Here is a 21,586-nt window from a genome sequence, read left to right as displayed (position 1 = left end):
TAAGTCGGATGTCGCGCACGCGTCGGCTCAGACGGTAAACACTGCGTGAACCATAAATTTCAGCGGCGCGACCATGCCGGCCATCGTCGGCGGCGGCTCTGCGGCGCCGGGACATCCCGCATGATCTTCGCGACGATGGTGACGAACTCGGTGCATGAGTCATAGCGCGCAGACGGATCTTTCGCGAGCGCCTTCGCGAACACCGAATTCAGCGCAGTGGGCAGCCAGGAGCGGCGTGAGGTGAGCGTCGGCACCTCGTCGTGTAGATGGGCATAAGTGATGGCGAACGTGGTGGGGCGCGGATACGGCGGCAGGCCGGTCAGCCACTCGAACATGGTGCAGGCCAACGCGTAGCCATCCGTTTGCGGCAACAGCTGTTGCGCGGTAAGGAGTTCCGGCGCCGCGTAGGCAATCGACCCGCGGACCCGGCCATTGCGGGCCAGGGGTTTCGCATCGTCCAACAACTGCGCGATGCCGAAATCGGTCAGGAACGCCGAGCGCTGATCGGAGCTCAGTAAGATGTTGGCGGGCTTGACATCCCGATGTATCACGTCCATCTGATGCGCATAGTCCAGGGCCGAGCCGATCTGCGTCGACACCCGAACGACCGCATCGACATCGGGCTCCTGGTCCGGTCCGGGTATCAACACCGTCGACTCGGGGCCGTCGACGTACTGCATGGACAGCCACAGCCTGGTGGGTTGCGCACCAGCTTCGCCTGCCCCGCCGCCGTCGGCCCGCAGCTCTCCGTGCTCGTACATCGCCACAATGTGCGGGTGCCTCAGTCGGGAGGCGATGCTGAACTCCCGCTCCAGCCGCCAGGCCACCCGATCATCGGCATCCCGGTTGTGAAATACCTTCAGCGCGACCGGAATCGATTCCGCGGGCCGGCGAGCCCTGTACACGTCAGCGCTGCTGCCGCGGCCGAGGCGGCTTTCGATGACGTAACCGGCGACCACCGCACCGATCTCGAACACCGAGCCAGGATAACTGCGGCCTTCGGATTTCTCCCGGCCAAGGAGCGTGCCGCTACCCCTCCAACTCCCCCTCGGTCTCCAGCAGCACCTGCTTGAGCCCGTCGAGGGTCTGGGAATCCGGTTCGGCCCACATGCCGCGGCCCGCCGCCTCCAACAGCCGCTCGGCCATGCCGTGCAACGCCCACGGGTTGGACTCACTCATGAACTTACGGTTCTCGGGGTCCAGGACGTAGCTCTGCGTCAGCTGCTCGTACATCCAGTCGGCCATGACGCCCGCGGTGGCGTCGTACCCGAAGAGGTAGTCGACGGTGGCCGCCATCTCGAAGGCGCCCTTGTAGCCGTGCCGGCGCATGGCGGTCATCCAGCGCGGGTTGACCACGCGGGCCCGGAACACGCGCGTGGTCTCTTCCGAGAGCGTGCGGGTACGGACGGCGTCGGGCCGGGTGTTGTCGCCGATGTAGGCGGCGGGGTCCTTGCCGGTCAGCGCGCGCACGGTCGCGACCATGCCGCCGTGGTACTGGAAGTAGTCGTCGGAGTCGGCGATGTCGTGCTCACGGGTGTCGGTGTTCTTGGCCGCCACCGAGATTCGCCGGTAGGCCCGGTTCATGTCGTCGGTCGCCGGGGCGCCGTCGAGGCCACGGCCGTACGCGAAGCCGCCCCATGCGGTGTACACCTGGGCCAGGTCGGCGTCGTCGCGCCAGTTGCGGCTGTCGATGAGCTGCAGCAGGCCGGCACCGTAGGTACCCGGCTTCGAACCGAAAATCCTTGTGGTGGCGCGTCTCTGGTCGCCGTGGTCGGCGACGTCGACCTGTGAGTGGGCGCGGACGTAGTTGTCCTCGACCGGCTCGTCGAGCCCGGCGACCAGTTGGACGGCGTCGTCGAGCATGGTCACCACGTGCGGGAAGGCATCGCGGAAGAAGCCGGAGATGCGGACTGTGACGTCGATGCGCGGGCGGCCCAGCTCGGCCAGTGCGATCGGCTCCAGCCCGACCACGCGGCGGGACGCGTCGTCCCAGAGGGGCCGAACACCCAGCAGCGCAAGCACTTCGGCGATATCGTCGCCCGCGGTGCGCATGGCCGAGGTGCCCCACACCGAGAGCCCGACGGATTCGGGCCAGCGGCCGTAGTCCGTGCGGTAGCGCTCCAGCAGCGAATCCGCCATCGCCACACCGGTTTCCCACGCCAGCTTCGACGGGACCGCCTTGGGGTCGACGGAATAGAAGTTGCGTCCCGTGGGCAGCACGTTGACCAGCCCGCGCAACGGCGATCCCGACGGCCCGGCCGCGATGAAGCCGCCGCCGAGGGCGTGCAGGATCTGGTCGATCTCGCGGTTCGTCGCGCGCAGCCGCGGCACCACCTCGGTCGCCGCGAACCGCAGCACCTTGGCGACCTCCGCGTTGTCGGTGATGCCGTCGACGGCGGCGGCGTCCCAGCCCGACTTCTGCAGTGCTGCAACCAGTTCCCGGGCCTGGCCTTCGGCCGCGTCGACGGCCTCGCGCTCGGCAGAGCCGTCCTCGGCCAGCCCCAGCGCCTCACGCAGCCCCGGCACCGACTGCTCGCCGCCGAACAGCTGCCGTGCCCGCAGGATGGCCAGCACCAGGTCCAGTTCGGCCTCGCCGTCGGGCGCCTGGCCCAGGATGTGCAGGCCGTCGCGGATCTGGACGTCCTTGATCTCGCACAGCCAGCCGTCGACGTGCAGCAGCATGTCGTCGAACACGTCCTCGTCGGGCCGGTCCTCCAGCCCGAGGTCGTGGTCCATCTTGGCGGCGCGCATCAGCGTCCAGATCTGCTGGCGGATGGCCGGCAGCTTGCCGGGGTCCAGCGCCGAGATGGTCGAGTGCTCGTCAAGTAGTTGTTCCAGACGGGCGATGTCGCCGTAGGTCTCGGCGCGGGCCATCGGCGGGATCAGATGGTCGACCAACACGGCATGCGCGCGGCGCTTGGCCTGCGTGCCCTCGCCGGGATCGTTGACCAGGAACGGGTACACCAGCGGCAGGTCGCCGAGCGCGGCGTCGGTGCCGCACGCGGCGGACATGCCGAGGGTCTTGCCGGGCAGCCATTCCAGGTTGCCGTGCTTGCCCAGGTGGATCATCACGTCGGCGCCGAAGTGCTTGTTGATCCAGTGGTAGGCGGCCAGGTAGTGGTGGCTCGGCGGCAGGTCGGGGTCGTGGTAGATCGCGACGGGGTTCTCACCGAAGCCGCGGGGCGGCTGGACGATGAGCACGATGTTGCCGGAAACCATTGCCGCGATGACGATCTCGCCATCGGGATCCTGCGAGCGATCGACGAACAAGTCCCCTGGCGCCTCGCCCCAGTGTTCGGTGACGGCATCGGTGAGTTCGGCGGGCAGCGTCGCGAACCAGGCGCGGTAGTCCTTGGCGGAGACGCGCACCGGGTTGGCTTCCAGCGCTTCGGTGCTGAGCCAGTCGGGGTCCTGGCCGCCCTTCTCGATCATCGCGTGGATCAGGGCGTCACCGTCGCCGGAGGCGACGATCGTGGGGAGGTCTTCGGGCGCTTCGCCGTCGCCGATGCGGTAGCCGGCGTCGCGCATGGCGCGCAGCAGTGCGACGGCGCTGGCCGGGGTGTCGAGGCCGACGGCGTTGCCGATGCGGGCGTGCTTGGTCGGGTACGCCGAGAACACCAGCGCGACACGCTTGTCGGCGGGCTCGATGTGCTTGAGGCGGGCATGCCGGACGGCCAACCGCGCGACGCGCTCGCAGCGCTCCGGGTCGGCGACGTACGAGATCAGGCCTTCGCTGTCGATCTCCTTGAACGAGAACGGCACGGTGATGATGCGGCCGTCGAACTCCGGCACCGCGACCTGCGACGCGACGTCCAGCGGCGTCAGGCCGTCGTCGTTCTCGTCCCACTGGGCGCGCGAGCTGGTCAGGCACAGGCCCTGCAGGATCGGGATGTCGAGGGCCGCCAGATGCGCGACGTTCCAGTTGTCGTCGTCGCCGCCGGCGCTCGCGAGGGCGGGCGTCGCGCCGCCGGCCGCCAGCACCGTCGTGATCAGGGCGTCGGCCGTCCCCAGCAGCTCGATGAGCTCGGGCTCGGCGGTGCGCAGCGAGGCGCAGAAGATCGGCAGCGGCCGGCCCCCGGCCTGCTCGATGGCGCCGCACAGCGCGTCGATGTAGGCGGTGTTGCCGGCCAGCTGCTGGGCGCGGTAGTAGAGCACCGCGACGGTCGGTCCTTCGGCGTCGGACGAGCGGTCCAGCAGCCCCCAACTCGGAGCGGATTCGGGCTCGCCGAAGCCGAACCCGGTCATCAGCACCGTGTCCGACAGGAAAGAATGCAGATTCACCAGGTTGCTGACGCCACCCTGCGCCAGATAGATGTGCGCCTGGAGCGCGACACCGGCCGGGACGGTCGAGTGACTCATCAGGTCGGCGTCGGGCGTCTGCTCCCCTGACAGCACCACGGTCGGGATACCGGTGGCGACGACGGCATCGATGTCGTCCTGCCAGGTGCGATAGCCGCCCAGCACCCGCACGATCGCCAGGTCCGAACCCGCCAGGAGGTCCGCCAGTTCCCCGTCGATCAACCGGGACGGATTGGCCCACCGGTACTCGGCGCCGCTGGCGCGGGCGGTGATCAGATCGGTGTCGGACGTCGAGAGCAGCAGTACGGTCGGCACCGACTATTCGTACCGCACCGGCGATGCCGGCTGCTCCGCGGTGTCGGACGGCGCCTCGACCAGCTGGTTTCGGCCCCCGGCTTTGGCCTCGTAGACCGCGCGGTCCGCGCGGGCCAGAAGTTCACGGGCAAAACTGCCCGCCGCGGCCCAGTCCGATCGGGACATCTCGGCGAATCCGGCCGAGGCGGTCAGCGTCGTGGGCGTACCCGCGACCGGGCCCAGCCCGGCGATGCCGCTGCGCAGTTCTTCGGCCCGCCGCCTGCCGGTGCCGTCGCTGTTGTCGGGACCGCGCCACAGCGCCGCGAATTCCTCGCCCCCGACGCGGGCCACGACGACGTCCGCGTCCACGGTCGCCAGCCGCAGGTACGTGCCGATCGCGCGCAGCGCATCGTCGCCCGCCGGATGGCCGTACCGGTCGTTGAAGCCCTTGAAGTCGTCGACGTCGAGCACCATCAGCGCCGCATACCGGGTCTCCATCGCCGCGTCGAGTTCGTCGAGCGCCTCGTCGAAGGACCGCCGGTTGGCCAATCCGGTCAGCGGGTCGGTTCTGGTGAGCTCGTCGAGCTTGCGCTCGTCGAGCCACGCCAGCCGCACCGATCGCTCGAGCTTGTAGGAGAACCGCATGGTCACGGCAACCATGAAGATGGCGGTGCCCACGGTGAGCAATCTGTTGCTGGTCCACGGGAACACCCACAGCTCCAGCGCCGACACCCACAGCAGGATCGCCAGTACCGAAGGGGCCAGCAGGCGGAACCGGATCTTCACCACGCACAGGCTCAGCAGCACCGCGGTGGGCATGAGGTACGGGACGACGTCGTAGCCCTGCGGCAGCTGCACCACCCGCTCGTACATCTGGGCACTGGTGATGACGCCGACGGCCGCGATATACGTGGGAGCGGAGAACCGGTAGAGCCGCGGCACCAATGCGGTCAGCGCGGCCAGCGTCGCCATCGGCATGATCCCGTAGACCAGCGTGTACACGCCGAGTGCCTGCGATTCGGGCGGCATCTTCAGCACGGTCTTGTACGACGACAGCATCGCGAGGCAGACGGCGTCCAGGCCGAGCATGATCGCGGCCCGCGAGATGCGCCCCTGCCGGTCGTACACCTTCCGGAACTCTGCTTCCTGATCGCGCGTCGGCGCGGGCTGCGGCTCGCCGGCAGGGACCGTCGAGCGCCGGGGGCCGCGGGTCCTGTCGCGGCTCGCCATGGCGGGCAGCTGCGGGTCGGCGATGGCGAGCCGGTCGCGGCCGTCGCGCTTGGCCCGGTAGAGGGCCGAGTCCGCGCGGCGGAGCAGTTCGACGGCGTTGATGGTGGCCGCGTCGGGTTCCGGGTCGTGCGCCAGGCCGGCCGACGCGGTGACGACGCGCCCGTCGGCGTCGTGAGCGATCGCGAGTGCGGCGATTCCGGACCGGATCTCCTCGGCGCGGGTGGCCATCGTGGCCGGGTCGGCCGCACACCACACCGCGACGAACTCCTCACCACCTAGGCGGGCGCAGAACTCGTCCACACCGGTCAACGAGTCGCCCAGATGGGCGCCGACGCGGCGCAGGCAGTCATCGCCGGCCAGGTGACCGTTGCGGTCGTTGAAGCCCTTGAAGTCGTCGACGTCGAGCACCAGCACGGCCAGGCCCTGTCCGGTGCGCCGTGCGGCCCGCGCCACCTCCGTGAGCTGTTCGTCGAAGTAGCGCCGGTTCGGCACTCCGGTCAGCGCGTCGGTGCGGGTGAGGCGGGCCAACGTGCGGGCCCGCAACCACCCGGTTCGGGTCGACCGTTCGAGTTCGTAGGCAGCGCTGAGCGCCACGGTCACCATCCCGATCAAGGCGACGATGTCGAAGAGTTCGTTGCTCGTGGGCTCGAACGCCGAGAGCTCGGTCGCGACGATGCCGGCAAGCCCGGCCAGAATCGCCGGGGCCAGGAGCACGAAGCGGATCTGCACGACGATGAGGCTCATCAGGATCGCCACGGGCATGGCCAGCGGTACGACGTCCAGACCATGCCGGATGCACGCGATGCGCAGCACCATGAAGCAGGCGACGTCGATGTACACCGAGGCGATGTAGAGGAGCGACGACCACCGCTGCAGTGGGCTGTGGTCACCGCTGAGCCAGCGCAGCACCATGGGCACGATGACGGCCAGCAGCAGGGAGCGGCCCAGCGGCATCACCTCGGGCGGCACCCGCAGCAGGGTGTGGTGAAAGGCGATACCGGCCGTGATCACGATCAGCAGGACGGCCCACATCTCATGGCGGGCCTTGCGGCCCGACTGACCGAAGCTCAGCTGGAACTCGGACTCGAGGGGCTCGCTGAACCGAATCCCGTTGACCATCGCCGACCACACGGACTGCGCCTCCCCTGTCGCGACGGGCCACTTGGCCAGCAGCCTAACGTCGCGGCCTGCGCGATCAGACCGAACCGGGGAGCGGAAAAAGCAACGGCGGGCGGGTTGCTGTGCAACCCGCCCGCCGGCGGTCTCATCTACGTCGCTGTGGTCAGCGCTGGTTGGTCTCCCACCGCTGGTACCACGTCTTGCCCTGGTAGGGCAGGCCCGCGGCCACGATGAGAGCGAAGACGCCACCAACGTACAGAGCGAAATCGGACATTGCGTCCCTCCTTAGGTCATCCGAATGCGATGTAGCAAGCGGAAGTTCGCGTTCCACGGTACGGGTCGATGCCTTGAATACAAGGGACTTGTAAGGCACGGAACAGCCCGGAAACGGCAGTGACCTGTTTCACTATTTGCGGCACAACGTAACGTGGACAAGGTGATTCGCAGCCGTGACGACGACGCCTGCCCGGGCGCCCTGCAGGTGCACCAGGCGGCCGACGGTGGCCTGGCCCGCATCCGCCTGGCCGGCGGGATGATCACCGCTGCGCAACTGGAGGCACTGGCCCTCGCGGCCCCCGAATTCGGTTCGCCGGCAATGGAACTGACCTCGCGCGGCAACATTCAGGTGCGTGGAATCCGCGACGCCGCAGGGCTGGCCGCGGCGGTCCAGACGGCGGGCCTGCTGCCCTCGGCCACCCACGAGCGCGTCCGCAACATCGTGGCATCCCCGCTGTCGGGCCGCAGCGGCGGGCTGGGCGACGTCCGGGCCGTCGTGCACGACCTCGATTCCGGCCTGCAAAACCGTCCTGACCTGGCCGAACTTCCCGGCAGGTTCTGGTTCGGGGTCGACGACGGCCGCGGTGACATCTCGGGCCTGGCGCCCGATGTGAGCACCCACCTGATCTCTTCCGACAGCGCCGCCGTGCTGGTCGCGGGCCGCGACACCGGCGTGCGGATCGCCGCTGCACAGGCCTCGGAGACCCTGCTGAACCTGGCCCACGGCTTCCAGCATATTCGCAGAAACCGTTGGCGGACAAGCGAACTGGATGACACCGACGCCCTCCTGGATGCGGCCGGGCTGAAGCCGACCGAACCGTCCGGTGCGACCTGGGCGCCCGTCGACGTCCCGCCGGTCGGCTGGATCACCCAGGACGACGGCCGGATCACGTTGGGCGCCGCTGTCCCGCTGGGTGTGCTGCAGGCCCGTACCGCCGAGTTTGTGGCAGCCATCACCGCTCCCGTGGTGGTCACACCATGGCGCTCGTTACTCATCTGTGACCTCGAAGAGGGCATCGCCGACACCTCGCTGCGGGTGCTGGCGCCCATGGGGCTGATATTCGACGAGCACTCCCCCTGGCTGTCGATCAGCTCCTGCACCGGCAGGCCGGGGTGCGCCAAGTCACTGACCGACGTGCGCAGTGACGCGGCCGCGGCGGCGGAGTCGGGCGAGCCCGGCGGCCGCAGGCATTTCGTCGGCTGCGAGCGCGCGTGCGGCAGTCCGTCGGTCGGTGAGGTGCTGGTGGCGACCAACTCGGGGTACGAACCGCGCCACCCGTAGGGTTATCGCGTGCTCGACTACGTCCGCGACGCTGCGGAGATCTACCGGCAGTCGTTCGCGACGATCCGTGACGAAGCGGATCTGGCGCGATTTCCCGACGACGTCTCACGCGTCGTCGTCCGTCTGATCCACACCTGCGGCCAGGTCGACGTCACCGAGCACGTCGCCTACACCGACGACGTGGTGACCCGCACGCATGCCGCGCTGGCTGCCGGGGCTCCGATCCTGTGCGACTCGTCGATGGTGGCGGCGGGCATCACGCGCTCGCGCCTGCCCGCGAACAACGACGTGGTGTCGCTGGTCGCCGACCCGGGTGCGCCCGCCATGGCCGAGAAGCTCGGCAGCACCCGGTCCGCGGCGGCCGTCGATCTGTGGGCCGACCGGCTCGGCGGTGCCGTGCTGGCCATCGGCAACGCACCGACCGCGCTGTTCCGGCTGCTGGAGCTGCTGGACGAGGGCGCCCCGGTGCCCGCCGCGGTGCTGGGCGGCCCGGTGGGCTTCGTCGGCTCGGCGCAGTCGAAGGACGAATTGATCGCGCGGCCGCGCGGCATGGACTATCTGGTGGTGACGGGGCGGCGTGGCGGCAGTGCCATGGCCGCCGCCGCGGTGAACGCGATTGCGAGTGAACGAGAATGAGCGCCCTGGGCACCTTGTACGGCGTCGGCCTGGGTCCCGGTGACCCGGAATTGGTGACGGTCAAGGCCGCGCGCGTGATCGGCGAGGCCGACGTGGTGGCGTACCACAGTGCGCGCCACGGCCACAGCATCGCGCGCCGCATCGCCGAACCGTATCTGCGCGCCGGCCAGATCGAGGAGCACCTCGTCTACCCGGTGACGACCGAGACCACATCGCATCCGGGCGGTTACGACGGCGCCATCGAGGACTTCTACACCGAGGCCGCCGAGCGCATCGCCACCCACCTCGCCGCGGGCCGCAACGTCGCGCTGCTGGCCGAGGGCGACCCGCTGTTCTACAGCTCCTACATGCACATGCACACGCGGCTCACCGAGCGGTTCCACGCCGTCATCGTGCCGGGCGTGACATCCGTCAGCGCCGCCTCGGCCGCGATCTCGACACCGCTCGTGCAGGGCGAACAGGTGCTCACCATCCTGCCCGGCACACTGCCTGCCGGCGAGCTGCAGCGCCGCCTCGCCGACACCGACGCCGCCGTCGTGATGAAGTTGGGCCGCTCGTACCCGGCTGTGCGGCAGGCGCTTTCGTCGGCCGGACGGCTGGACGAGGCGTTCTACGTGGAGCGCGCGAGCACCGAGGCGCAGCGGGTGCTGCCGGCCGCCGACGTCGACGAGACGACGGTGCCGTACTTCTCCATCGCGATCCTGCCGGGCGGACGGCGTGAGGCCCGCACCGGCGGCAGTGTTGTCGTGGTCGGGCTGGGCCCCGGCGACCCGGAGTGGACGACGACGCAGACCCGCCGCGAGCTGGCGGCTGCCACCGACCTGATCGGCTACGGGCCGTACCTGGACCGCGTGCCGGATCGCCCCGGCCAGCAGCGGCACCCGAGCGACAACACCGATGAACGCGCCCGCGCCGAGTTGGCCTGCAGGCTGGCCCAGCAGGGCCGGACGGTAGCCGTGGTGTCGTCCGGTGACCCCGGCGTTTTCGCGATGGCGACCGCGGTGCTCGAGGAGGCCCAGCAGTGGCCGGGCGTCGAGGTCCGGGTGGTCCCGGCGATGACCGCCGCGCAGGCCGTGGCCAGCCGGGTCGGTGCGCCGCTCGGCCATGACTATGTGGTGATCTCACTGTCCGACCGGCTCAAGCCGTGGGACATCATCGCCCAGCGCATCACCGCGGCCGCCCGCGCCGACTTCGTGCTCGCGATCTACAACCCGGCGTCGAAGACCCGTACCTGGCAGGTGGCCGCGATGCAGGACCTGCTGCTGGAGTACCGGGACCCGAACACCCCCGTCATCATCGGTCGTGACGTGGCCGGGCCGAACGAAACGGTGCGCGTGGTGCGGCTGGCCGACCTCAAGCCGGCCGAGATCGACATGCGCTGCCTGCTGATCATCGGGTCGTCGCAGACGGTGTGGCACAGCACCCCCGAGGGCGACCGGGTGTTCACCCCACGGTATTACCCCCACTGATTCGATTGGGCCACTAGGGTTTCCGGACATGAGCGAAAGCCCTCGAGTCACGCGCCTGGTCATGTACAAGCACGGCATGGCGCTGGTCGAACGCAGTGGCCCGGTCGACGGTGATTTCGCCCTGACGTTCCGCCACGCCCAGATGAAGGACGTGCTGAAGTCGCTGTCGGTGACTGGGACGGGCACCGACCTGGCCGTCGGGGCGGTCTCGTTCGACACCCCGACCGACCCGCACACCCAACTGGGCGGCCGCGGGGTGCAGATCGAGTCCGGCAACGCGCTGCGCGGGCTGTTCGACGGCCTGCGGGGCCGCACCGTCGAAGTCGACTGCGGCGCCGCGCGCCATCGGGGCGAGGTGATCGGCGTCGACGAATCCGCAAAGTATCGACAGGTGCTGGTCCTGCGCACCGACGCCGGGTCGGTCAGCCTGATCGAACTGGCCGACGTCGCTGCCGTGACGCTGGCGGAGGGACCGTCACGCGACAACCTCGAGTACCTGCTGGACCGGTCCCGCGCGCTGACCGCGGGCCAGAATTGCCAACTGGGCGTACAGGTTCGGGGCAGCGGGACCGTCCAGGTGTCCTATGTGGTGCCGGCCCCGCTGTGGCGGCTGTCGTACCGCCTGGTCCGCGACGGTGACGCACTGGTCTTGACCGCGATGGGCATCGTGCACAACCCGGTCGACGAAGACCTCACGGACGTCGCGCTGACCCTGACCACCGGCGAACCGGTCTCCTTCGACATCGACCTGTACGAGAGCAAGCACGCGTATCGGGAGGTCGTCGAGGAAAGCCGCCGTGGCGCGGTGCCCGTGTCCGCCGCGGCGAAGAAGACCCGGTCGCCGGCCGAGGTCCCGGTGGCGATGGCGATGCCCGCTCCTGCCGGCGCCGGGTTTTTCGATGCGTATGCCGATGCCGTCGACGATGTCGAAACCGCCGACCGCGGTGAGTATTTCGAGTACCGGCTCAGTACCCCGGTGTCGCTCAAGCGCGGCGGCGCGTCGATGATTCCGCTGGCGGTACAGGCGGTGGACGGGGTCCGGCGCGAGCTGGTGTGGAACGGCCGCGACCGCTCCCCCGAGATCGTCCTCGTCTTCACCAACACCGCGGGCATCGTGCTCGAGGAAGGCCCAGCCGTCATCTACGAGCAGGACGCCTATGCCGGTGAAGCGATGGTGCCCTTCACCGCCCGTGACGCGAAAGTGCGGCTGCCGTTCGCGAAAGATCTTGCAGTGCGCTGCCGGCACACCTCGACCGTCAGCGACGTCACCGCCCGCGTCCGTCTGGCCCGCGCCGCGCTGGTACACGAGCAGCGCCGCGAGATGGTGCACACCCTGCGGGTCGAGAACGACCATGCCGAGCCGGTCGACGTGATCTTCGAGATCACCCGTTTTCAGGGGCGCCGCGTCGAACCGCGGGACAACGTGACCGCGATCGCCGACGACGGGACCAACCACCGGATCACGGTCACCGCGGCCGGTCACGGGGCCGTCGAGGCCACGGTGCTGGAAAGCTGGCCGCTGTCCAGTGAGATCGACTACGAGCACCTCGCGCCGGGTCAGCTCGAGGAGTGGCTGGCCGACCGGTCCCTCGACGCGGCCACCATCACCACGCTCGGCGATGTCCTGGACAAGTGGGCGGCCGCCGAGCGGCTGGAATCGGACGCCGAGCAGGTCGAGGCTGCGCGCTCGGGTGACTACGAGGCGCAGAGCCGAATCTCGGAGCAGCTCAACGTCCTCGGCACCGACGGACCCGAAGGCGAGCTACGGCGCCGGCTCATCGTGGACCTGGAGGCGCTGCGGGACCGCAGCACCGAGCAGGGCGAGAAGGTCCGTCAGCTCCGCGACGATGCGGAAGCGCACCGGCGGGCCGCGTGGGACGAACTCCAGCGGCTCATCGACGCGCCCTGACCCAGGCTTCGGCTTCGTCGACGGTGGCGGCTGTCGCCACGCCGTCGGGCAGCACCGGCCGGTCCACCATGATCACCGGAACATTCAGCGCGGCAGCGGCATCCAACTTCGCGCGCGTCATGCCGCCACCGCTGTTCTTCGTGACCAGGGCGTCGATCCGGTGGTCTCGCAGCAGCGCCAGCTCGTTGTCGTAGTCGTACGGACCGCGCGACAGCAGGATGTGGTGCTGCGGCGGCAACGTCCCGGCGTCCGGCGGCGTGACGGCACGGATGAGGAACCAGGCGTCCGACGCGCGGAAGGCCGTCGTGCCCGAACGTCCCGTGGTGAGGAAGACCCGTTGGTAGCCAAGGTCTTTGACGGTCTGCGCGGCCTGCCGGTCATCGGCGACGACGATGGCGTCACCGTACGGCCACGCCGGCCGCGCCAGGACCAGGTGCGGCAGCCGCAGGCTTGCGCAGGCCTGGGCGGCGTTGGCGGTGATGGTGGCGGCGAACGGGTGCGTGGCGTCGACGACGGCGGTGATCTCGTTGTCCTGCAAGTAGGTCCGCAGGCCGTCGACGCCACCGAAGCCGCCGATCCGCACCGGGCCCACGGGTAGCGCCGGGTCGGGGACGCGGCCGGCCAGGGAACTGATCAGCTCGACATCGAGGTGCAGCCGTTTGGCCAGTGCCCGCGCCTCGGACGTCCCACCCAGGAGCAAGACTTTCACCGGTTACCTCTCGTCTCTCTCGCGAGCAGACGTAAACCTGTCGATTTCGGCCCCGAAATGACAGTTTTGCGACTGCTCGCGGCAATACATCAGTGGGTGGCCCCGCGGCGCCGGCCGCTGGAATACAGGTAACTCTCGTCAAATCCCCGGGCGCCCAGCGCATCTCCCACGAAGATGACCGCGGTCTTGGTGATGCCCGCCGCTTTGGTCTGCTCGGCCAGTTCGGACAGGGTACAGGTGATGACCTGCTCGGTCGGCCAGCTGACGAAAGCCACCACCGCGCAGGGGGTTTCCGGGCGGTATCCGCCCTCGAGCAGCTGCGGGACGATGTTGTCGATCTGCGCGGCCGCCAGGTGCAGCACCAGGGTGGCGCCGGGCTTGGACAGCGATACCAAATCCTCGCCGTGGGGCATCGCGGTCGACAGTGTCGCCACCCGGGACAGGGTGACGGTCTGGGCCACGCCGGGCACCGTCAGCTCCCGCCCGAGCGCCGCGGCGGCAGCAGCGAAAGCCGGTACGCCGGGCACGATTTCGTAGTCGATACCGAGCTCGTCGAGCCGGCGGCACTGCTCGGCCACCGCGCTGTAGATCGACGGGTCCCCCGAATGCAGGCGCGCCACGTCGAGCCCTGCTTCGTGCGCGGCGACCGACTCGCCGATGATCTGCTCGAGGTTGAGCGGACCGGTGTCGACGATCCGCGCGCCGGGCGGGCATTCCGCCAGCAGGTCGTCGGGCATGATCGAGCCGGCGTACAGACAGACCTGGCATGACCGCAACAGCCGCTGCCCCCGCACGGTGATGAGATCGGCGGCACCGGGTCCCGCGCCGATGAAGTACACCGTCATTCTTTGACCACCGTCCACTGGGTTATCGGCAATGCCGGGCGCCAACCGGTGAAGCCACCGATCGGTTCGCCGTGATAATGCTGGAACCGGCGCAGTTCGCCACCCAGCTTCGAAAAGAGCTGCACCACAAAGGCTTCCGACTCTGCCGTCACCGCATTGGCGACCAGCCGGCCACCGGATTCGAGCGCGTCGAAGCAGGCGTCGAACAGCCCCGGTTGGGTCAGGCCACCGCCGATGAAGATGGTGTCCGGGCCGGCCAGATCCTGGAATCCCTCCGGCGCTGCGCCGCGGACATCGACACGGACGCCGAATGTGTTGATGTTGCGGGTGATCCGCTCGCGGCGCCCGTCATCGCTTTCGAACGCGACGGCCCGGCCAGCTGACGCCCGGCACCATTCGATCGCCACACTGCCCGAACCCGAGCCGACGTCCCACAGGATTTGATTCGGGCGCGGCTGCAGCGTGGCAAGGGTCACCGCGCGGATGTGCTGTTTGGTGATCTGCCCGTCGTGGTCAAAGGCCGTGTCCGCCAGTGCCGCCCCGATGCGCAGGTCAGGGACATATTGCACGGCAATGACATTGAGCGCGTCGACGTGCGGATCCTGGGTCTGCCACTCCTGGGCCGTCATCGTCGTGATGCGTTCGGCCGGCCCGCCGAGTTGTTCCAGGACGGTGAAGTCGGACTGGCCGCGCCCGGCTTCAGTGAGCAGCCGGGCCAGCGCCCGCGGGGTGTCGGCGCCCTTGGACAACACGACTGCCTGCCCGCCCAGTCGCATCGCGGTGTGCGGTGCGGCGTTGACGAGGCTGATCACCTCGGTGTCCTGCACGCTCCAGCCCAGTCGCGCGCACGCCAGGGTCACCGAGGACACGTGTGGCAGCACCGTCACGCGATCCCGGCCGAACAACCGGATCAGGGTGGCGCCGATGCCGTGCAGCATCGGGTCGCCGGAGGCCACCACGTGCACGTCCCCCAGCCCGTCGAACAACGTGGGCAGGGCCGCCAGCATCGGCGACGGCCAGGCCTTCCGCTCGGCGGTGACGTCCGCGTCCAGCAGATCCAGCTGCCGCGGACCGCCGAAAATCACGGTGGCGCTTTGCAGTTCAGTGCGCGCCGCGCCACCGAGCCCGGCCATGCCGTCGGCGCCGATGCCGACGACGGTGATCTTGCCTTCGTTACCGGTCACCTCGGCATCTTCCGCCAGATGGCCTTCGGCACAAAACGAGTCGCAAAGATCAGCGGGCGAATGCCCCACGGCACCCAGACCGCCGACTTGCCCTTCCGCAGCGCCGTCGCGGCAGCCTCGGCGACCTGCGCGGGCGTGCTCGACATCGGTGCCGGGTCCATGCCCTCGGTCATCCGGCCGATCACAAAGCCGGGCCGCACGATGAGCAATTGGATGCCCGTGCCGTGCAGCGCGTCGGCCAACCCGCACGCGAAGCCGTCCAGGCCCGCCTTGGCCGATCCGTAGACGTAGTTGGCCCGGCGGACCCGCGCCCCGGCGATCGACGAGAACACCACCAACCGTCCCCGACCCGCGGCGCGCATGCGCTGCGTCAACAGGGTCAGCAGGTTCACCTGCGCCACGTAGTCGGTGTGGACGACGGCCACCGCGTGCGCGGCGTCGTCTTCGGCCCGGGCCTGTTCGCCGAGGACGCCGAAGGCCAGCACCGCGGTGCCGATGGGCCCGTGCTCGGCTTCGATCGTGCTGAGCAACGCGGCATGCGAGGCCAGATCGTCGGCGTCGAACTCGCAGGTCTGTACCTCGGCGGCGCCGGCCGCTCGGACCGCCTGCACCTCGTCGATCAGCTGGTCGGCCCGGCGGGCAGCGAGCACCACCGTGTTGCCCGGCGCCAGCCGGATGGCCAGTTCCAGGCCGATCTCACTGCGGCCGCCGAAGATGACGACCACCTCGCCGCCGGTATCCGCCGTGTCGTTCACGGCTGCGATTATCACCTGCGCTACTTTTGATCACGATGGCGAAGGCAACGACACGGCTCACCAGTGACGCGCTGGCATTCCTCACCGAGCGTCATCTGGCGATGCTGACCACCCTGCGGTCGGACAATTCCCCGCACGTCGTGGCTGTCGGTTTCACCTTCGACCCCAAGACCCACATCGCGCGCGTCATCACTACGGGCGGCTCCCAGAAGGCCCTCAACGCAGCCCAACGCGGCGTTGCCGTGCTGAGTCAGGTCGACGGTGCCCGGTGGCTGTCGCTCGAAGGCAAGTCGACCGTCAGCAACGACGCCGACGACGTCCGCGACGCCGAACTGCGCTACGCCCAGCGCTACCGCACCCCGCGGGTGAACCCACGGCGCGTGGTGATCGAGGTCCGCATCGAACGCGTCCTCGGCTCCAGCGAGCTGTTGGACCGCGGCGAGGCCTAGTCAGTCCGGCAATGTCGTCGAAAAGGACCAAATGGTCGCTGTGACGACCTCGAGAACAACCACTTGGTCCTTCTCGACGCCAAGACGTTCACCACTACACACCACCGACAACTATTCGTCATAAGATGCTCAGCGTCCCCAGACCGGCAGGAGCATCGATGGCACGCGGCACTCCGCTGGAAGACAGCGCACGGGCAGGCTCACCGCCCACCGACCGCGTCGTCAGCATCATCGAACTCCTGGCGCAGCAGTCCGAACCGAGTTCGGTGGCCTCCATCGCATCCCGACTGGACCTCAACCGCGCGACCGTCACCTCGATCCTGCTGGCCCTGGAGCGCGCGGGTTGGGTTGTGCGCCTTGCTGATCGGAGTTACACCCTCGGTCCGGGCATGCTCGGCGTCGCCGAGGCCGTGCGCAATGCCCTGCCCCTGCCGGAAAACCACACCGAGGTCCTGCACGACCTGGCACATGCCACCAAATGCGGTGTTTCGCTGGCCATGGTCGGCACCACCGAGATGACGTTCGTCAGCGTGGTGCGCGGCGTCGGCCACATCCCGGGCGGCGTCGGTGTCGGCGTGCGCCTGCCGTTGACGCCGCCGGCCGGCGCGACGGTGATCGCCCGCCGCGACGCGGCAAGCCAACAACAGTGGCTGGCCGGGGCGCCGCAGGAGCTGCGCCCCGACTTCAGCAACCTGCTCGACCAGCTGCGCAAGGACGGCGTCGCCATATTCGATTTCGGCGACGCCAACCCCGAAGTGCTGGGCGTACTGGGCGACGTCGCCGAACTGCTCTCCGAGCACCCCCGGCGCAGTGCGCTACGGCAGCGGGTTTTCGAGACGCTGGTCAGCCTCGGCGGAAAGCCTTACAGCACGGCACAGCTCGAATCCCCCGAGCCGCTCGCCGTGAGCTATCTGAGCACCGCCGTGGACAACGCCGCCGGCCACCCCGCCTACGAGCTTCAGCTCGGGCCGCTGGATCCGTCGGTCAGCGCCGCCGACCGCGCGCGGTACATCCACGAATTGCGCTCGGCCGCAGCAAAGCTCGGCCAGCACTAGCCACCGTCACAACCCAACCCGCCGACCGTCCGGCGGGCACTTTCGCGACCCACTCAGCGGAAAACAATGCTTGCGCGTCCGTCGCGGGGATGCTTACCATCTGCCCGTCGCCAATTATTTGGCAATTGAACGACAATTATTCGTCACTATTTCGGGAGCGTGGATGGACACAGCGACGACGCTGCATCGCATTGGTAGCTCGGCGGGATCGGGCCACGCCCGGTTCATCGGCCGCGTAGGCGCACTGGCCGTTGCCCTTGGCATCGGCATCGCCGTCGCGAACGGTCCCGCCATCTGCCTGGCCGACACCGGCACCGGCGCCACCTCCGGCGCGTCCACGTCCGCGTCGTCCGCCGACACCCCGTCGCCGGCCACCAAACCGAAGCCCGAGAAGCCCGCGAAGAAGGCGAAAAAGCCCAAGCGACAGAACGACTCGTCGGCCACGACACCCGACAAGCCCGGGGACACCGACAGCCCGAAGTCCGACACCCCCGACCAGACGCCGGCGACGACGAATCCCGGATCGGGCAACCCGGCCGAGACCACGAATTCGACGCCCAAGAAGTCCCGGCAGAAGCAGCAACGCAACCGGACGACCAAACCCATCGCGTCAGTCGCCCAACCTGCCGCCGCGACGACTCAGACCGCCCCGAAGGCCGCCACCCCGACCGCGGCCGCCACCGCACCGAAACCGGCTGCAGCCCAGGCACCTTCAGTGGAGTCCGCTGCCACCACGGTCTCGTCGGCCCTGTCCGCCGCCGCGACCAAGATCAACACCCTCACGGCGACAACGCATCCCGTCTCCACGGCCGCCACCGGCGGCAACTTCGTCACGCATGTGGTGTCGAGCCTGCTCGGCGCCATCGGGCTCGTCCCGCACGCCGGAACCAGTCCCACCGCTCCGCCGCAGGCGCCGGTGCTGTGGACCCTCTTCAGCTGGATTCGCCGCGAGATCGGCCACACGTTCTTCAACTCCGCGCCGATCGTCAACTACAAGCAGACCGAGACCAGCCAGACCTTCGGCGGCGTCATCAAGGGTGACTTGAAGGCCACCGACGCCAACGGCGACAAGCTCACCTACACCGTCGACAAGGGCCCGACGAAGGGCGCCGTGGCGGTCCGCCCGGACGGCACGTTCACGTACACCCCAAGCGACGCACTGGCATTCACCGGTGGCACCGACTCGTTCACGGTCACCGTCGACGACCGGCCGGGCAATCCGTTCCACATCAACCTGCTGAAACTGTTCCAGCCGAACGCCGGTGCCACCACCACCGAGACGGTCACTGTCACGGTGAAGCCGACCAGTCCGCTCGGCACGGCCGACCAGATCGCGCTGGAACAGAAGGCCCAGGAGATCGTCAACACGCCGCAGGTGCAGGCTGCCATCGAGGCGCTCAAGCAGGCCTGGCTGGCGCATGCGCAGCAGCGGTTCGGCCTCGTCGGCGGCGTCGACGCCAAGAACCTGGCCCTGCTCGACGCAGCCGCCCGGGAGCAGGCACTCAATGCCGCGATGACAGTGGTCAACAACGATCCGGACAACCCGCTGGTGATGGCCGTCGATATGCGCGCGCACAGCTGGTACGGCATCGACACCCCCGGCGGGAGGTTCATCTACGACAACCCCGACACCATCTACCGCACCATCCCGGTGCGCAGCGACTCGACGTACGTCATCAGCGGCAAGTACCTGGGCGGCGTCCCCGCCGACGGGAACTTCGGCGTCTACGCCGACATCAGCGATGCCAAACCGATCGGCAATCTGTTGGCGAAGGACCTCGTGGTCAACGCCGACGGTACGTTCACCATCACGGTGGACGGCAATCCCACCCAGCCGGGGCAGACCAACCACATCTATCTGCCGCCGGAGGCCCAGCAGATCTTCGTCCGGTACACGATGGCGGATTGGAACACCGAATCGGCGCCCGGCCTCACCGTGACGCGCACGAGCGGTCCGGCGGGCTCGCGTGCGGAGAGCTTCGACGAGATGGTCGCCCACACCGCCGACATCCTCGCGAATTTCGGCACCAGCGCACACAATACGGCGCTCGACATCGTCACCCTCAACCTGCAGACCGGGCAGCTCAAGCCGCCCAACACGCTGACGCAGCCGTTCAACTTCCCCGGCACCCTGGTGTCGCAGAAGCAGAGCCTCGGCTACTTCCAGCTGGCCGACAACCAGGCTCTGGTCATCACGATCAACCCCGGCAACGCCGGATACTTCGTGGTGCCGGTGACCAACGACTGGGAACTGTCGCCCGGTGACGGCACCGCGCAGACGAGCCTCAACAACGCACAGTCCATCGCCAATGCGGATGGCACCTACACGCTCGTCATCTCCCCCGACGACCCCGGCGTGGCCAACTGGGTCTCCACCGGCGGCCTCAACCAGGGCACCCTGTACATCCGGTTCCAGGCGCTTGATGCCACCTCGTCGGCGGTGCCGATGATCGTCTCGCAGCAGGTCGTCACCCTCGATCAACTCGGCGCAGTGCTGCCGGCCGGCACCAAGTACGTGACCGACGCCGAACGACAGGCCCAGCTCGCCGCCCGCCAGGACGGCTACAACGACCGCTTCGGCCCCTTCCCGCAGATCACCACAGGAGCACAGTCCGTATGACCGCCACCGCCGTCACCTTCACTCCCGGGTCCGCCGCCACCTGGCGCAGCCCGTGGGCCATGTATGCCGCACTGCGCGAACACGATCCGGTTCACCGCGTGGTTCCCGGGCACGCGCCGGACAAGGACTATTGGGTGCTGTCGCGCTACGCCAACATCTCCGCAGCGGCCAAGGACCACGAGACCTTCTCGTCTGCCGAGGGCCTCACCTTCAACTACGACGACATGGAAGCCGTTGGCATCAAAGATAATCCGCCGATGGTGATGCAGGACCCGCCGGTCCACACCACCTTCCGGCGGCTGGTGGCCAAGGGATTCACCCCGCGGCAGGTCAGCGCGATCGAACCCAAGGTGCGCGAATTCGTGGTGGACCGCATCGAGAAGTTGCGCGCCAAGGGCACCGGCGACATCATCACCGAGTTCCTCAAACCCATGCCCACCATGGTGGTCGCGCATTATCTCGGTGTCCCGGAAAAGGATTGGGATCGCTTCGATGCGTGGACCGATGCCATCGTCGCCGCCAACTCCACCGGGCACCAGCCCGCGGCCGCCCCCGCCATCGCCGAATTGTTCACCTACTTCAACGAATTGATCGCCTACCGCCAGAAACGTCCCGAGGACGACACCGTCTCGCACCTGGTGGAAGCCGGCTTCGGCGCCGACGGCGACATGTCCGGAATCCTGTCCATCCTGGGCTTCGCCTTCACGATGATCACCGGCGGCAATGACACCACGACCGGAATGCTCGGTGGCGCAGTGCAATTGCTCACCGCCCGCCGCGACCAGCGACAGCTCCTGATCGACGACCCGGCGCTGATCCCGGATGCCGTGGAGGAACTGCTGCGGCTCACCTCGCCGGTGCAGGGCCTGGCGCGTATGACGACCCGCGACGTCGAGATCGAGGGCACCACGATTCCGGCCGGCCGCAAGACCTTCCTGCTGTACGGCTCGGGCAACCGCGACCACCGGCAGTTCGGCTCGGACGCCGAGGAGTTGAACGTGTTGCGGCGCCCCGCGCAGATCCTCACGTTCAGCCACGGCAACCACCACTGTCTCGGCGCCGCGGCGGCCCGCATGCAGGCCCGCGTCGCGCTCGAGGAACTCCTGACCCGGTGTCCGGATTTCGACGTCGACGCCGACGCGGTCGAGTACGCCGAAGGCAGCTATGTGCGCCGCCCCACGCACCTGCCGTTCACGGCGCAGCCATGAGCCGGGTGGAGGTCGACCCCGAGATCTGCATCGGCATGGGTATGTGCGAGGGAATCAGCGCGGCATTCCGGGTCGGGGACAACGGCACGGTCGACATCGGTGACACCACCGACGTCGACCCGCTGGTGTTGCGCCGGGCCGTGGCGGCCTGTCCGACGGGTGCGTTGCGCATGGCCGACGACCTGTAACGCGGCGCCACAACCGGCCCGCCGACGGCAACCAACCGGCATGACGCACGTCACCCGGG

At 68.8% G+C, this 21,586-nt stretch carries 16 protein-coding genes; 9 read left to right on the top strand and 7 right to left on the bottom strand.

All coding sequences use genetic code 11. The features are described 5' to 3' along the window. Nucleotides 1–59: 59 nt before the first annotated feature. From BR47_RS0114290 to BR47_RS32105, 3 genes are read right to left on the bottom strand one after another with little or no spacing between them, the layout of a single operon-like run. Nucleotides 60–977, bottom strand: a complete 918-nt coding sequence (locus tag BR47_RS0114290) for a serine/threonine-protein kinase (protein ID WP_020103182.1) — start codon at nucleotides 975–977, stop codon at nucleotides 60–62. Nucleotides 978–1,029: 52 nt separating this feature from the next. Further along, nucleotides 1,030–4,614 carry a cobaltochelatase subunit CobN gene (gene cobN / locus BR47_RS0114285; RefSeq protein WP_029119932.1) on the bottom strand — a complete coding sequence of 1,195 codons (3,585 nt, stop codon included), beginning with the start codon at nucleotides 4,612–4,614 and terminating at the stop codon, nucleotides 1,030–1,032. Nucleotides 4,615–4,617: 3 nt separating this feature from the next. Next, nucleotides 4,618–6,942 (bottom strand): GGDEF domain-containing protein, encoded by a 2,325-nt coding sequence (locus BR47_RS32105; protein ID WP_051634795.1) that lies wholly within the window; start codon nucleotides 6,940–6,942, stop codon nucleotides 4,618–4,620. 436 nt (nucleotides 6,943–7,378) lie between these two features. Between BR47_RS32105 and cobG the strand changes: the two genes are divergently transcribed. The 4 genes from cobG to BR47_RS0114255 are packed head-to-tail and all read left to right on the top strand — an operon-like array spanning nucleotide 7,379 to nucleotide 12,514. Next, nucleotides 7,379–8,500 (top strand): precorrin-3B synthase, encoded by a 1,122-nt coding sequence (cobG, locus tag BR47_RS0114270; protein WP_029119931.1) that lies wholly within the window; start codon nucleotides 7,379–7,381, stop codon nucleotides 8,498–8,500. A gap of 9 nt (nucleotides 8,501–8,509) precedes the next feature. After that, nucleotides 8,510–9,136 (top strand): precorrin-8X methylmutase, encoded by a 627-nt coding sequence (locus BR47_RS0114265; RefSeq protein WP_020103177.1) that lies wholly within the window; start codon nucleotides 8,510–8,512, stop codon nucleotides 9,134–9,136. Next, nucleotides 9,133–10,605 carry a precorrin-2 C(20)-methyltransferase gene (locus BR47_RS0114260; protein WP_029119930.1) on the top strand — a complete coding sequence of 491 codons (1,473 nt, stop codon included), beginning with the start codon at nucleotides 9,133–9,135 and terminating at the stop codon, nucleotides 10,603–10,605. The genes BR47_RS0114265 and BR47_RS0114260 overlap by 4 nt, the downstream gene beginning before the upstream one ends. Before the next feature lie 28 nt (nucleotides 10,606–10,633). Further along, the gene (locus BR47_RS0114255; RefSeq protein WP_029119929.1) at nucleotides 10,634–12,514 is read left to right on the top strand and encodes a hypothetical protein; all 1,881 of its coding nucleotides are present in this window, start codon (nucleotides 10,634–10,636) and stop codon (nucleotides 12,512–12,514) included. Here the strand turns inward: BR47_RS0114255 and BR47_RS0114250 are convergent. The 4 genes from BR47_RS0114250 to dprE2 form a co-directional block, all read right to left on the bottom strand. Continuing rightward, nucleotides 12,498–13,223: a cobalt-precorrin-6A reductase gene (locus BR47_RS0114250; RefSeq protein ID WP_029119928.1), complete on the bottom strand. Its 726-nt coding sequence runs from the start codon at nucleotides 13,221–13,223 to the stop codon at nucleotides 12,498–12,500. The two genes, BR47_RS0114255 and BR47_RS0114250, sit on opposite strands and share 17 nt — an antisense overlap. Nucleotides 13,224–13,312: 89 nt before the next feature. Beyond that, nucleotides 13,313–14,068, bottom strand: coding sequence for a precorrin-4 C(11)-methyltransferase (cobM, locus tag BR47_RS0114245; RefSeq protein ID WP_029119927.1), 756 nt, complete (start codon nucleotides 14,066–14,068; stop codon nucleotides 13,313–13,315). Next, on the bottom strand, nucleotides 14,065–15,252 hold the full coding sequence (locus BR47_RS0114240) for a bifunctional cobalt-precorrin-7 (C(5))-methyltransferase/cobalt-precorrin-6B (C(15))-methyltransferase (protein ID WP_029119926.1): 1,188 nt from the start codon (nucleotides 15,250–15,252) through the stop codon (nucleotides 14,065–14,067). Before BR47_RS0114240 ends, cobM begins: the two co-directional genes overlap by 4 nt. Continuing rightward, nucleotides 15,249–16,007, bottom strand: a complete 759-nt coding sequence (gene dprE2, locus BR47_RS0114235) for a decaprenylphospho-beta-D-erythro-pentofuranosid-2-ulose 2-reductase (RefSeq protein ID WP_029119925.1) — start codon at nucleotides 16,005–16,007, stop codon at nucleotides 15,249–15,251. The genes BR47_RS0114240 and dprE2 overlap by 4 nt, the downstream gene beginning before the upstream one ends. A 35-nt stretch (nucleotides 16,008–16,042) precedes the next feature. Here dprE2 and BR47_RS0114230 point away from each other — a divergent pair, with 35 nt between their 5' ends. The 5 genes from BR47_RS0114230 (at nucleotide 16,043) to BR47_RS0114210 (ending at nucleotide 21,527) form a co-directional block, all read left to right on the top strand. Further along, nucleotides 16,043–16,456: a F420-dependent biliverdin reductase gene (locus BR47_RS0114230; protein ID WP_029119924.1), complete on the top strand. Its 414-nt coding sequence runs from the start codon at nucleotides 16,043–16,045 to the stop codon at nucleotides 16,454–16,456. Between the two features lie 158 nt (nucleotides 16,457–16,614). Next, complete coding sequence (locus BR47_RS0114225; protein ID WP_029119923.1) at nucleotides 16,615–17,511, top strand: helix-turn-helix domain-containing protein; 897 nt, start codon at nucleotides 16,615–16,617, stop codon at nucleotides 17,509–17,511. A gap of 163 nt (nucleotides 17,512–17,674) precedes the next feature. Further along, a complete protein-coding gene (locus tag BR47_RS32100; protein WP_051634794.1) occupies nucleotides 17,675–20,131 on the top strand; it encodes an Ig-like domain-containing protein in 2,457 nt (818 codons plus the stop codon). Further along, on the top strand, nucleotides 20,128–21,339 hold the full coding sequence (locus BR47_RS0114215; protein ID WP_029119922.1) for a cytochrome P450: 1,212 nt from the start codon (nucleotides 20,128–20,130) through the stop codon (nucleotides 21,337–21,339). Before BR47_RS32100 ends, BR47_RS0114215 begins: the two co-directional genes overlap by 4 nt. Continuing rightward, nucleotides 21,336–21,527: a ferredoxin gene (locus tag BR47_RS0114210; RefSeq protein ID WP_020103166.1), complete on the top strand. Its 192-nt coding sequence runs from the start codon at nucleotides 21,336–21,338 to the stop codon at nucleotides 21,525–21,527. Before BR47_RS0114215 ends, BR47_RS0114210 begins: the two co-directional genes overlap by 4 nt. Nucleotides 21,528–21,586 lie beyond the last annotated feature (59 nt).

Source organism: Mycobacterium sp. UNC410CL29Cvi84, from assembly GCF_000686745.1.
In the GTDB taxonomy this organism is placed as follows: Bacteria; Actinomycetota; Actinomycetes; order Mycobacteriales; family Mycobacteriaceae; genus Mycobacterium; species Mycobacterium mucogenicum_B.
This window is presented reverse-complemented; position numbering and strand designations above follow the sequence as displayed.